Genomic DNA, 12143 nt, shown 5'->3' on the forward strand with positions numbered 1-12143 from the left:
AGATACAAAAAATCAAACAATAAAACAAATTAAACAGCTGATAATCAATTAATTATAATGAAAATATTGAATATCTAAAAACAAAAAGTCGGAAGAAAAATCTTCCGACCACGACTGAATAATAAGGTGCTTTTTTCTTTGTTGTGATTTAATTAACAATCTCCATAAGTAGAATTAACAGCGTATGCTAATTCATCAATAAAACCTGGACTCATATCAGGATTATCAGATTGGAAAAAAACAGTGTTTGTTGTTCCACAAGCATTTGTATAGGAAACTGACCACCATCTAAAAAACAAAGCCATTGCAGCTTTTTGTTTCGGAGTAAGTTCCTTAACTTCTGTTGTTTTCTCTTGTTTAATTTCTTGCTTTACTTCTTCTTTAGTATTAGCAAATGTAAAAGTTGATAGAGCCAAAGCTCCAACGAAAAATAATTTTTTCATAGTTGAAATTTTTAAATTGTTAAAGTTTGTTATAATTTATCTTTAAAGATTATTCTTAGTCAAGAAAAGTATTTACACTTTTCAAACGGTCTGTCATAATTTTTGTTCTATCATTGCCATTAGCATCTACCACTTTCAAATTACCATTATACATTGATGGATTTTCGTGAAAATTTTTTCTTGCTTCTAAAAACTGTTGTTTATTTTTAGCTTTAACCTCGTTATAATATTTTAGTGGTTCTATAATTTCTTCTGATTTCTTAATATCAGTTGCATAAATTTCTACCGTTTTACTCTTATTGTAAACTTCCAGAATCATTCCTGAAAGTCCTTTAAAACGAAACGGGCCATCTGAAATAGTAATATCATTAGTAAACCATGCAAAAAAAGTATCTCCAGTATCGGTGATTGTTTTCGCTAATTGACATTTAAAACCTTTTATATCCTTAGTTTCGTTCAAAATCTCCCAATTTAGTTTTGGTTCTTCAAACGAGAAAATATATTTTCCTACTGGCAGGGATGCATTAATAATTCCATTAGCTTTATAAATGCTTTCTACAGCTTTAGGATATTTAGGAATATTTCCATAATTAGTACTTATGGTTTGCGAGGAATTTCCTTTATAATATGCCTTAGCTTCTGCACTGCAATAAATTGATTCGGTATTATTGCATAATAAAGTTGATGTATAAACTTTTACTTTTTCCCTATTCAAGCTGTCAGAAATCAATTTTGTTTCATAATTGATTTCCATTACAGCTTTGTTTTGTGCTGAAATAAGTAAAAGGTTAAAAATAGAAAAACCTACAAATAAAATCTTCTTCATAATTAATAATGATTAATGATACACAATAATACAAATTTAATTTAATTCAATATTATGGGAATCCGTAATTTTAAAAGTTTTTTATTAAGTTAAAATCGTAATAATCTACTTTTAAGAAGCGTACCGTTTGTATGCCTTTTCCATGCTGATATTACACGGTTCTCGGCCGTATTGTCTTGCTATCTTTAGAAAACCTGATCCATTGTAAATTTTAGCAATGGTAAACCAATCTTTTTCCAGAATAGCATTTTTCAAGTTCCTATCTGTATCAATGAATTTTGCAAGTTGCCAGATCTGGTTTTCTAAAGAAATTTTTGCGTGATCCCACATTTTACCAACTGAAGCAAATCCTAATCTTTTGTAATGTAGGCCTAAAATCTGCGGAAGTCCGATTGAAGTACTTTTCATTGCTGCATCTTTATCTTTAGCAAAAGCATCGTTGAAAGCCTCCCATTCTTTTGTTTGAACATCTACTTTATTGACAGACCATTTCCCGGATTACATGAAAAGCTAATTTGATAAATTAAATCAAATTGCAATGAATTATTTTTAAATTTGTCGTTGTCGTTGTTGTTATAACTTAATTATGAAAAAAATATTATTTTTATTACTCCCAATTTTTGCTTTTTCGCAGGAAAAAGTTCTTACAGCATCTGGGAAATCTGTAATTCTTAATAGTGATCATACTTGGAAGTTTGAAGAGAATCAAAATTCAGGATTAAATCCTGAAGATTTTAAAACAATCAAGGATAATGTTGCTGCAGGATTAATAAACAAAATAAAAATCCCTGTTCAAAATGGAGAAGATCAAATTGTTAATGTTGATTTCTCTTATGTTTCTACAGTAGATCAGTTTAAAAAGATATCCTTTGATAAAATTCAAAAAATGATTGATAATTCCAGGTCCTATGTCATGTTAAGATTAAAAAACAAGTATTCATTTATTCCAAGGAAAGTTGCTATCACTTTCAGTGAATCTCAAAATAAATGGGCTGCAATGTGGGAATACACCGCAAAAAATTCTTACGGAGGGGAAATTGAAGGAAACCAAATGGTCCTATTTGACAATGAAATTAACAGGGTTGATTTTTAATTTTAGAAATTTTTACTCCTGATATTCCGAATACTAACTCGAATACAAAACGAATATAAACCGAATATTTGTAGTTAAGAAAAATAGCTCTATCTTTGCAATCACAATATCGCGGGATGGAGCAGTAGGTAGCTCGTCGGGCTCATAACCCGAAGGTCATCGGTTCGAGTCCGGTTCCCGCTACTAAACGAAAGAGAAGCAATATGATTGCTTCTCTTTTTTATTTTCTGGTCATTGCAGACAAAACGATGTTGATAGTAAATTTGAATCAAAACCTATTCAATTTCCTTCCATTTTTTATAAGCTTCTTTCATACAATGCCCGCATGGACGGTAATTATTTTGTAATGCTTCTTTTTCATCTGCAAAGAAAACTCTGTTTTCCATCTTCATTCTTTTTCCTGACCGGCAGCTGAGTAATCCGTAGATTTTTAATTTTTTATTTCCTCCAAATCGAACTTCTCTGCTGTGGATTTTACTTCTCAGATTTTCAGATGATAGTTGGGAATGTTGAATCATGGTTCATCTATTTATAGCGTTTAATCATTAACTGGCTGCATCATGAAAAATAATGCCCAAAGCATAGCGGTTTCCTTCTTTAACTTCACTTACACCATGTTTCATATGGACTCTGTAATAGCCCTTGTTTCCTTTTTCCGGTTTGAACTGAGTGGTAAAAATTAGAACGTCCCCTTTTTTAGGTTGTAGAACAATGGCTTTTGACTGTGCTCTCGGAATCTGCTGGGTAAGCACAAATTCACCGCCCGTAAAATCCTTGTCTGGTTCGCTGAGCATTAATACAATTTGGATAGGAAAGTATAGGTCTCCATATAGATCCTGGTGCAGCGTATTGAATCCGCCTTTTCCATATTTCAAAATTAAAACCGTCGCTTTTTGCTGCCCGTTAAGGTGACATTGGTCTAAGAATTCCTGATGATCTGAAGGAAATTGAGTGTCTATATGTAAAGCTTTACACCATGCATTGGCAATGGGAGCCAGATAAGGGTAAATAGTTGTTCGTATGGTTTGAATAATTTCAGGTAATGGATAGGTAAAATATTTATATTCACCCAGTCCGAAACGATGTCTGGCCATGATGACTGTTTTACGATAAAGAGAAGAATGATTATAATTTGATTTCAATACTTCACATTCTTCCTCAGACAACAGATCAGGAATGATGGCATATCCGTTTTGATGCATTGTTTCCGTAACGTTCTGCCAGTCTGTATTTTTGATTGTATGAACAATATTTTTCATTGCTTTTGAATTTATTCTGCAAAAATCTATAGTTCTTCAGAACAGTACAATCCAAAACATGCGGTATTTTAAATATAAATGAGATTGATTACAATATCTGGCCTATGGATTTAATATATTTCTGGATGATGTCACCAGTCCTGTTTAAGGCTACTTTTGCCGTGTTAATAAAAATAGATATAACAATGAATTACATTATTAAAAAGGCAAGTCTTGAGGATCTTGAGGAAACAGCTGAGTTGTTCAATCTTTATCGTGTTTTTTACAGACAGGAATCAGATGTTGAAAGAGGGAAGGCTTTTCTCAAAGAACGTTTTATAAACAGTGAGTCCGATATTTTTCTTGTGATGGTAAATGAGAAAGCAGTAGGTTTTGTACAGCTTTACAAATTATTTCATTATACCAGATTACAAAAGCAATGGCTGCTAAGTGATTTGTTTGTGCATCCGGATTATAGAGGAAAAGGTCTTTCTGTAGCATTAATTGACCGTAGCAAAGAATGGTGTGAAGAGACAGGAGCGTGCGGGCTGATGCTTGAAACCGAAAAAACAAATGACATAGGAAACACATTATATCCACGCTGCGGGTTTGAATATGACGGATTGCATAATTACTACCACTGGTGGAAATAGAATAAAGCTGTTCAAACCTAATCATAACCACCTTTTTTTGAGGTGGTTTACTTCTATAATCATAAGTAGTATTAGTTCTACAGTTTTGAACATTTAATTCTACAGGTATTTTCAGCCAGCAGAAGGGTATAGTCCTATTTTTGTAAAGCTCTTACAGATCATGGGTAGGACAGTTGATCTGTAGAGCATATGCAAAAAAATCTCTGCCTAATTTTCTACTTTTTCCCCAAGGTTTTATGATTAGTACCACAAAACTGCTTTTTCCGGCGGAGATTTTTTGCTTTTGAACAAAAAAGAGAATGGCAGTGCCATTCTCTTTTTATTTTTTTAATATGATTTAAATATTATTGTGCCAGTTGAGCGTAAGGAGTAAGTTTGTTGTCATCAGACATTGTCTGTCCTAAAAAGTCTCTTTTCTGATCAGCTTTCATTCTGCCGGCAGCAGCACTTGCATTGAAATAAGCTTCACTTAGTTTTGTAGCGATATCAGAAGGTTTGAATTCGAATTTTGTATCTCCTTCAACTCCTAAATAACCGTTCTTTCTTGTAAGGTTGGTAATATAATTGTTGTAATTGATCATTGTCCCTCTCATCATATTGTTATGATATTCCATACATTTCTTGGATTTTTTGGATGAGTTGTTCAGGATACAGTTTTTCATGTTGTTTCTGTATAAAAACCATTCAGACTCTACAATACCGTATTCTCTGCCTAAAGCAATTTTTCCGTTATTCACAATATTATTATCACCTTCTTTTGTAGCGATCGTCTGAAGATGCTGAATCACCAATGGAACGGTGGCTTCAATTTTTGATTTTGTATCTTTCAGTATGCTAAGATCGGCAGCAGGAGAACCTTTCTTTTGTGCTGTAGTAACATTAAAAATAAGCAGTAATAGTACAATCAATAAATTATATCTTTTCATGAGAAATTTTTAAAGCACTAAAATAAATATAATTTCCCGGTTAAAACAAATACATTTTAATATTTATTTAATAAAATTTAACAATTCTATAATGTATATTATTCATTGTTATAAAAATGATGTGTTTAAGGTCTTTATTGAAGTGATTTTTGTAATCTAAATTGTTAATACAGCTCAATGTGTGTATTTGAGTCCTAATCAATGTAAAATATTTTACGCAAGGATAAAAAAACACTACTCATAATGATGGTAGTGTTTTGTAAAAATCATTTATTTGAAATAATGGGTGATTTTTTCACTTTCAGGAACAACTTTAGAGTCAAAATGTTCCAGTAATTTTCCTTCCGGGCTGATCAGAAACTTATTGAAATTCCAGCTTATGGTGGCATCCATTACTCCATTTTGAGATTTGTGGGTAAGATAATCGAATACAGGAGTGATTTTTGAACCTTTTACATCCACTGAGGTGGTAAGCGGAAAGGTTACCCCATAATTCTTTTCACAGAAAGACTTGATTTCCACATTGTCATGAAACTCCTGATCTGCAAAATTATCAGAAGGAAAGCCTACCACAACCAGTTTATCACCATAATCTTTGTAAAGCTGCTCCAATCCTTTGTATTGAGGAGTGTATCCGCACTTGGATGCCGTGTTTACAATAAGAATATATTTCCCTTTGTATTCAGAAAAATCAATTTTTCCGCCGTCTATGGATTCAATCTTAAAATCATAAATTGATTTTGCAGGTTTTGGGCCGTTGGAATCATCCGATTTAATAAATGATGAAAGGCCTATGATTCCCATAAGCACCATTCCGATAAAAAGTATTTTTTTCATTTAAAAAGATTTTACTATTGTTTTATGTATTACATTATTGATCATTTTTGCTGCACTTTTGATTTTTCCGGTTTTATTTCTGGTTAAAACCCATTCTTCCAGAAATATCAAAATATCAAATTTAGGGTTATTAAATCCTTCTGCAATAGTATTTTTTTTATTGTTTTGAATTTTTTACCTGATTTATCAATTCTTATCAAGATATAAAACCCTGGCAGAGATTATCCCGGCAAACCAAATGAAACATTTCTTCAAGGTTAGTTGAAATCCTGGATTTAATGTAGAGGTTTTGGTATAAAAGATCAGTTTTGTTGAAGAATTTTTCGTGAAATTAGAATTGAAAATTCATTTAGTTAAAATTTAATAAACTTTATTTTATTGATTATTAATGTTTTACATTTTCAAGCCTTTTATCACTAAAAAAATAGTTGTTGGATTCAAATTTATTTCTACATTTGTATAACTAATTTCTTAGTGATATAGAATTGAAAAGTTTTATATCAATATAACGGATAAATGAACAGGATATGAAAATTCAGACTTTAACAAAAGCAGAAGAACAGGTAATGCAGTATGTATGGAAAATAGAAAAAGGGTTTCTTAAGGATGTTCTTGATCTTTTTCCGGAACCGAAACCTCACACCAATACGGTCTCTACTATTTTAAAAGTATTGAAAGACAAAGAATTTGTAGACTATCGTGTACATGGAAGACAGCATGAGTATTTTCCGCTTGTTTCAAAAGAACAATACTCCGGGAAGACTATGAAAAGTCTTGTGAAAAACTATTTCAAAGGTTCTTACAAAAGTGCCGTTTCATTTCTGGTAGAAAAAAATGAAATGACAGTAGAAGATCTTGAGATGTTATTAGATGAACTCAAAAAGAAAGATTAATACTTATGGAAGCAATACTTTTATACTTTGGGAAAACTATTTTATGTTCGGGTGTAACGTTTTTGTACTATCAGTTGTCATTAAAAGACAAGACATTCCATCATTATAACAGATTTTATCTGCTGGGAGCGATTGTGATATCACTTTTGTTGCCGCTCATCAAAGTAGATGATTTTACGATAGAGGTAAATAATGATGTATATATGCTTCTTGATAAGATTCAGAATTTTAATACAGAAAAAAATATAAACAATGGTAACCTTTATTTTAACATTACTTTTTCAGCTCTGGGACTGGTTTCTTTCTATTTTCTAGGGAAGCTTATGTATGGGATTTTTAAAATCCAGCAGTTTAAGAAACAGTTTAAGAAAGAGAGTTTTGACGGGATCAACTTTTACCGTACAGACCTTAATGAAGCTCCTTTTTCCTACTTTAAAAATCTTTTCTGGAAGAACGCCATTACTTTGCATTCTGATATTGGAAAACAGATTTTAAAGCATGAAATGGTACATATTGAGCAGAAACATTCCTTTGATAAGATCTTTATCGAGATTATTACCTCAGTTTTCTGGTTCAATCCGTTTTTTCATATCATCAAAAAAGAAATTAATTTAATCCACGAATATCTGGCTGATAAAAAAGCCGTAAAACAATCGGACACCAAAGCATTTGCGCAGATGCTTTTAGCAAGCCACTTTTCCGGAACACAGTTGCCTGTTACCAGTCCGTTTCTAAGTTCAAACCTTAAAAAAAGACTTAAAATGTTACAAAAACCAAAAACCAAATTCGGATATGCGCGAAGAATTTTTGCCTTGCCGGTTGTTTTCTCACTGGCCTTTGCTTATCTGGTAAATGCTAAAAACAGAGAAATTGAAGAAACCAATCTTTCCATCAAAAAAGTAGTTTCAGAAATCAAGAAAGATACGATAAGACCTGAAGGGTCGGGGCAGGAAAAAATGGCAGAATTGAAAGCCGTGTCACCGGATGATCAGAAAAAGATAACCAATCTTGAAAAAAAGATAAAAGAAAAAGAGAAGGAGCTGAAAGGATTAGATCCGGAAAGTGATCTCTTCAGTGATAAAATAGAAGAAATAAGCAATCTGGCATCAGAGATAGGAGAGATTGCCTCAAAAGTTGAAGTTGATCAGTATTTCAATTCTGCGGAATGGAAAAATCAGATGAGGGAGCTTGAGAATATGGAACCTCTTAGTAAAAAGGAGCTTCGAAAGATTGAAAGAGCTGCCAAAAAAGCGGGAAGAGAAGCTGCCAAAATAGGCGAACTACCCATTCCTCCGGTACCACCTAAAGCACCAAAAGAGCCGAAAATAACCTATTTTAAAACAAACAAAATTGTTAATTATAAAGATCTGAGCGCTCAGGAAAAAGAAGAAGTACGTAAAGCAATGGCGGAAGCTAAAAAAGCACTGAAAGAAGCGGGAAAAGCCAGAATTGAGGGCGAAAAAGCAAGAATAGAAGGTGCTAAAGCCCAACTGGAAGGAAATAGAATAAGATTAGAAGGAGAGAGAATCCGGATTGATGGAGACAAAATCCGAAGAGACTTTGAAAAGGCCCGCGCGGAAGCCGAAAAAAGATCAGCAAGCTTCAGAGACGGTACTTTTATTAAAGTGACCAGCGGTTCACCCGGTGTTATTGTAATGAATGCTGACTTTATCAAAAAAGACAGCAACGGAAACATTGCAATGAATGGGGTGAAAAAATTTAAAATAACCGGTACTGATGATGTAAAATATAAGTATTACATTGACGGGAGAGAAGTTTCACAGAGTGATATTAACTCATTAGATACCAGTAATATATCGAAAGTTAACGTCAACACTCAGAAGAATGGAGAAGTTAAGCAAGGGGAAGTAAGAATTGAGACAAAGAAATAAAGTTCTACAAAGCTTTGTCAGTTTTAAAAATGGCAAAGCTTTTTTTATAAATAGATAAATACATAGAATATGAAAAAAAATTATTTGCTTTTATTAGCTTTTTTAAGTGTTTTTGTGAATGCACAGGTGAACAGATTTTTCTATGATTATAAATATATTTCAGATTCTACCAATAGGGCAGAAGTGAAAAGCGATGTAATGCTTTTGGATATTGATAAAAATGGATCTAAATACTATAGCCGTGAAAAGTTTGTTGCAGACTCCACAACAAAAGCAGATATTGCCAAACAGATGAAAGGAGGATTCGGAGGCAGTATTAATATTAAAAGAAATATAAAACAGGGAACCATTAATAGCACGGTCACAAAAAAATATCCGGATTATAGTGTTTCATTCTCTGAAAATATAGGGAATACTACGTATAAGATGCCGGAAGATCAAAAGCCTGAATGGAAGATTTTACCTGAGAAACAGAAAATTGGAGAGTATAATACTCAGAAAGCAACCACAAATTATGGAGGCAGAAGCTGGATCGCCTGGTTTTCTACAGACATCCCATTTCAGGACGGACCTTATAAATTCTACGGATTGCCAGGACTTATTGTTAAGATTGAGGATAAAACAGGTTCTCATATTATGACTTTAATTGGTAACAAAAAAACCGAAGCCACATCAGAAGAAGATCTCCAGATACCTGGTCTCACTACAATTGGCTTTGGAGGTAAAGAGATAGAAATCAGTAAAAAGCAGTTCAAAAAAGCCTGGAAAGATTATCTTGCTGACCCTACAAAAGACATGAAACAAACCATGAGTACTCTTCCTGCCGGAGCTGTTGTACAAATGAAAAATCAGGATGGGAAAAATATTGATGTAAATGAAATGTATAGAAATATTGAAAAAAGAGCAAAAGAAGACCAACTAAAGAATAACAATAAAATAGAACCGGAACTTGTAAATTAAAATTATTTCATTTTCTACTTAAAAACAGGAAACTTAGATGTCCTGTTTTTTTTGTTTCCATGTAAAAAATTACGGACAAAACTTCAATCTGTTTAAAACTATCAAATTAAGTTTTTTTCAAAAATATAGATTAAATGATCTCAATAAAATTTAAACAATACATTAGATATCAATTTGTTCCACTTTTTGTCATGTACTTTGGAAAAAAATATTACATTTGATGCCTAAAAACATTCAAATATGAAAAAAATATTTACACTTATCTCAAAGTGCAATCCTACATTGTTATCAGTATTACCGCTGATATTAATTTCCTGCCGGAATCTGGATGTAGAAATTCAGCCCGAAGAAAATATAAATACAAATACGTCTCTTTCAAAAAGGAACAGCTTAATTAGTGTAAATGGCTATACCACATATGATTACAGAGGATTTAGGCTGTTTGTACAAAATGACTCTTCTGCCAATCATCCACAGGAAACCCAGGCCGCAATCTCTTTAACAAAATCCAAAATTGATGAAATGATCAACTTTTCATTTCCCTCTGCACTTATGGACGTTTTAAGTAATACACCTATATTTATTGACTGGAACTCACTTTCCTCTGTTGCCGCAAGGTATAACCCGGATAAAGACTGGTTGATAAATAACGGGCTTATTCCGGAGAAAGAAAAAGCAATAGAAATTACGAATGTAAATAATTACATTAACTGGACCAATCTGAACCAGCCCTATATGCTCCTGCATGAACTAACTCACGCTTTATATCATCAAAAATTCAATAATAATCATCCGGCGGTAGCTTATGCCTATAATCAAGCAGTAGCTTCCGGAAAATATCAGGGAAGCAGCTATAAAACCAATATAGGATCTTATGCTGATGTTAATTATTATGCAGGAAATAACGTTTATAAAAAATTAGCAAAAGCCTATGCAATTACTAATCAATATGAATATTTTAGTGAAATTACAGAGGCCTATTTTGGTAAAAATGATTATTACCCCTTTAACAGAGAAGATTTGAAAAATTATGACCCTATTGGATATAAAACAGTTGAAATCATTTGGAAAGAATTATGCGACGGGGCTGTAAACCTTAAATTTTCTGGAGGCTCAGTGCCTGGTTACACAAAACTGCTTTGGGAAAACAGTATTGACAGCTATAACGTTTTGAGCTATACTGTGTACTACAAACCAGAGAATGAAAACAACTGGTTGCTTGGAGGCAGCTTAGATAAAACAGCACCATTGAATATTGAAATAAACCATAAACCCAATACTGTATATCAATGGACTGTAACTTCAAAATGCGAAAATACATATTCTCAACCTGTGTATGGACCATCTTTTTTAACTCCCCAATGATGCTGTAATAACTATCGTTTTTACAAAAGAAATGGATGAAGAGGAATAAAATAAAAAATAAAATCCCGGAACATGCGTTCCGGGATTTTTATATTTGAAAAGGATCAATGATTATGCTAATTTCTGAGAATCTGCAATAAACTGAGCCAATCCGCTGTCTGTTAATGGGTGCTTCAATAAGCTCAAGATCGGAGGAAGTGGTGAAGTGATAACATCTGCTCCAATTTTAGCACAGTCGATGATATGCATTGAGTGACGGATAGAAGCCGCTAAGATTTCAGTTTCGAACATGTAGTTATCGAAAATTAATCTGATTTCCTGGATAAGGTTCAGACCGTCTGTAGAAATATCATCTAATCTTCCTAAGAAAGGAGAAACATAAGTTGCTCCTGCTTTAGCTGCCAAAAGAGCCTGTCCCGGAGAGAAGATCAATGTACAGTTTGTTTTGATACCTTTATCAGAAAAATATTTTAAAGCTTTGATTCCGTCTTTAATCATCGGAATTTTTACAACAATATTCGGATGAATAGCAGCCAATTCGTCTCCTTCTTTAATCATTTCCTCATACGTTGTAGAAAGAACTTCCGCAGAAATATCTCCGTCTACAAGCTCGCAGATCGTTTTATAATGGTTTTTGATTGCTTCAGCTCCCTGAATACCTTCTTTTGCCATTAGAGAAGGGTTGGTTGTTACACCATCTAAAATTCCAAGATCTCTTGCTTCCTTGATTTGCTCTAAATTAGCTGTGTCAATAAAAAATTTCATTTTGATAAATAGATTTATTGATACAAAGATAGGGAATTAATTGGGTTCTGAGGTATGAATTTTGAGTTACGGAATTCGTAGTTTGAGGGTAAATGGGTTGGGGTGCAGGAGAGTTTGAGAGTGGGAGAGTGAGAGATCAGGATGGTTATAGATGATAAAAAAAATAATTTTGTGCTGATCTTAAATCAAAGAGTTATTTTTGCTTCTAGCTTCTAGCTTCTAGCTTCTAGCTTCTAGCTTCTAGCTTCTAGC

Annotated in this window: 13 protein-coding genes, 1 tRNA gene and 1 pseudogene; 7 read left to right on the forward strand and 8 right to left on the reverse strand. The window is 33.0% G+C overall.

Annotated features, from left to right (window positions below; genetic code table 11):
- Window positions 1-152: 152 nt before the first annotated feature.
- From ACODR7_RS21030 to ACODR7_RS21040, 3 genes and pseudogenes are all read right to left on the reverse strand, one after another.
- Entirely contained in the window at window positions 153-443 is a 291-nt protein-coding gene (locus ACODR7_RS21030; protein ID WP_488842179.1) for a hypothetical protein, read from the reverse strand.
- A 55-nt stretch (window positions 444-498) separates the two neighbouring features.
- On the reverse strand, window positions 499-1269 hold the full coding sequence (locus tag ACODR7_RS21035) for a GLPGLI family protein (RefSeq protein ID WP_488842180.1): 771 nt from the start codon (window positions 1267-1269) through the stop codon (window positions 499-501).
- A 111-nt stretch (window positions 1270-1380) separates the two neighbouring features.
- Window positions 1381-1749, reverse strand: a pseudogene (locus ACODR7_RS21040) (N-acetylmuramidase domain-containing protein); the annotation flags it as partial.
- Window positions 1750-1855: 106 nt separating this feature from the next.
- Here ACODR7_RS21040 and ACODR7_RS21045 point away from each other — a divergent pair.
- Together ACODR7_RS21045 and ACODR7_RS21050 are read left to right on the forward strand one after the other, a co-directional pair.
- Window positions 1856-2362, forward strand: a complete 507-nt coding sequence (locus tag ACODR7_RS21045) for a hypothetical protein (RefSeq protein WP_488842181.1) — start codon at window positions 1856-1858, stop codon at window positions 2360-2362.
- Window positions 2363-2472: 110 nt separating this feature from the next.
- Window positions 2473-2545: transfer RNA gene (locus ACODR7_RS21050), tRNA-Met, on the forward strand.
- A 92-nt stretch (window positions 2546-2637) separates the two neighbouring features.
- Here the strand turns inward: ACODR7_RS21050 and ACODR7_RS21055 are convergent.
- Complete coding sequence (locus ACODR7_RS21055) at window positions 2638-2880, reverse strand: Ada metal-binding domain-containing protein (RefSeq protein WP_076597541.1); 243 nt, start codon at window positions 2878-2880, stop codon at window positions 2638-2640.
- Between the two features lie 27 nt (window positions 2881-2907).
- Window positions 2908-3621, reverse strand: coding sequence for a 2OG-Fe(II) oxygenase (locus ACODR7_RS21060; protein WP_488842182.1), 714 nt, complete (start codon window positions 3619-3621; stop codon window positions 2908-2910).
- Window positions 3622-3806: 185 nt separating this feature from the next.
- Here ACODR7_RS21060 and ACODR7_RS21065 point away from each other — a divergent pair, with 185 nt between their 5' ends.
- Window positions 3807-4253, forward strand: coding sequence for a GNAT family N-acetyltransferase (locus ACODR7_RS21065; RefSeq protein WP_488842183.1), 447 nt, complete (start codon window positions 3807-3809; stop codon window positions 4251-4253).
- Window positions 4254-4597: 344 nt separating this feature from the next.
- Here the strand turns inward: ACODR7_RS21065 and ACODR7_RS21070 are convergent, their stop codons facing one another.
- Window positions 4598-5179: a hypothetical protein gene (locus ACODR7_RS21070; protein ID WP_488842184.1), complete on the reverse strand. Its 582-nt coding sequence runs from the start codon at window positions 5177-5179 to the stop codon at window positions 4598-4600.
- A 270-nt stretch (window positions 5180-5449) separates the two neighbouring features.
- Window positions 5450-6016, reverse strand: coding sequence for a glutathione peroxidase (locus ACODR7_RS21075; protein ID WP_488842186.1), 567 nt, complete (start codon window positions 6014-6016; stop codon window positions 5450-5452).
- A 527-nt stretch (window positions 6017-6543) separates the two neighbouring features.
- On the opposite strand from ACODR7_RS21075, the gene ACODR7_RS21080 reads away from it, so the two are divergent.
- The 4 genes from ACODR7_RS21080 (at window position 6544) to ACODR7_RS21095 (ending at window position 11126) form a co-directional block, all read left to right on the forward strand.
- The gene (locus ACODR7_RS21080; protein WP_426478869.1) at window positions 6544-6909 is read left to right on the forward strand and encodes a BlaI/MecI/CopY family transcriptional regulator; all 366 of its coding nucleotides are present in this window, start codon (window positions 6544-6546) and stop codon (window positions 6907-6909) included.
- Window positions 6910-6914: 5 nt separating this feature from the next.
- Window positions 6915-8801, forward strand: coding sequence for a M56 family metallopeptidase (locus tag ACODR7_RS21085; protein ID WP_488842188.1), 1887 nt, complete (start codon window positions 6915-6917; stop codon window positions 8799-8801).
- 69 nt (window positions 8802-8870) lie between these two features.
- On the forward strand, window positions 8871-9761 hold the full coding sequence (locus tag ACODR7_RS21090; RefSeq protein WP_488842190.1) for a GLPGLI family protein: 891 nt from the start codon (window positions 8871-8873) through the stop codon (window positions 9759-9761).
- Window positions 9762-10001: 240 nt separating this feature from the next.
- Window positions 10002-11126 (forward strand): hypothetical protein, encoded by a 1125-nt coding sequence (locus ACODR7_RS21095; protein ID WP_488842192.1) that lies wholly within the window; start codon window positions 10002-10004, stop codon window positions 11124-11126.
- 111 nt (window positions 11127-11237) lie between these two features.
- Here ACODR7_RS21095 and fsa read toward each other — a convergent pair whose 3' ends face one another.
- Complete coding sequence (fsa, locus tag ACODR7_RS21100) at window positions 11238-11891, reverse strand: fructose-6-phosphate aldolase (RefSeq protein WP_047094862.1); 654 nt, start codon at window positions 11889-11891, stop codon at window positions 11238-11240.
- Between the last annotated feature and the right edge of the window lie 252 nt (window positions 11892-12143).

The organism is Chryseobacterium sp. FG46 (assembly GCF_057809135.1).

What these genes read in the sequence shown, in the direction of transcription:
- ACODR7_RS21095 (WP_488842192.1), top strand. Translation starts at nt 10,002, where the DNA reads ATGAAAAAAATATTTACACTTATCTCAAAGTGCAATCCTACATTGTTA.
- ACODR7_RS21090 (WP_488842190.1), top strand. Translation starts at nt 8,871, where the DNA reads ATGAAAAAAAATTATTTGCTTTTATTAGCTTTTTTAAGTGTTTTTGTG.
- ACODR7_RS21075 (WP_488842186.1), bottom strand. Translation starts at nt 6,016, where the DNA reads ATGAAAAAAATACTTTTTATCGGAATGGTGCTTATGGGAATCATAGGC.
- ACODR7_RS21055 (WP_076597541.1), bottom strand. Translation starts at nt 2,880, where the DNA reads ATGATTCAACATTCCCAACTATCATCTGAAAATCTGAGAAGTAAAATC.
- ACODR7_RS21060 (WP_488842182.1), bottom strand. Translation starts at nt 3,621, where the DNA reads ATGAAAAATATTGTTCATACAATCAAAAATACAGACTGGCAGAACGTT.
- ACODR7_RS21065 (WP_488842183.1), top strand. Translation starts at nt 3,807, where the DNA reads ATGAATTACATTATTAAAAAGGCAAGTCTTGAGGATCTTGAGGAAACA.
- ACODR7_RS21070 (WP_488842184.1), bottom strand. Translation starts at nt 5,179, where the DNA reads ATGAAAAGATATAATTTATTGATTGTACTATTACTGCTTATTTTTAAT.
- fsa (WP_047094862.1), bottom strand. Translation starts at nt 11,891, where the DNA reads ATGAAATTTTTTATTGACACAGCTAATTTAGAGCAAATCAAGGAAGCA.
- ACODR7_RS21080 (WP_426478869.1), top strand. Translation starts at nt 6,544, where the DNA reads ATGAAAATTCAGACTTTAACAAAAGCAGAAGAACAGGTAATGCAGTAT.
- ACODR7_RS21035 (WP_488842180.1), bottom strand. Translation starts at nt 1,269, where the DNA reads ATGAAGAAGATTTTATTTGTAGGTTTTTCTATTTTTAACCTTTTACTT.
- ACODR7_RS21030 (WP_488842179.1), bottom strand. Translation starts at nt 443, where the DNA reads ATGAAAAAATTATTTTTCGTTGGAGCTTTGGCTCTATCAACTTTTACA.
- ACODR7_RS21045 (WP_488842181.1), top strand. Translation starts at nt 1,856, where the DNA reads ATGAAAAAAATATTATTTTTATTACTCCCAATTTTTGCTTTTTCGCAG.
- ACODR7_RS21085 (WP_488842188.1), top strand. Translation starts at nt 6,915, where the DNA reads ATGGAAGCAATACTTTTATACTTTGGGAAAACTATTTTATGTTCGGGT.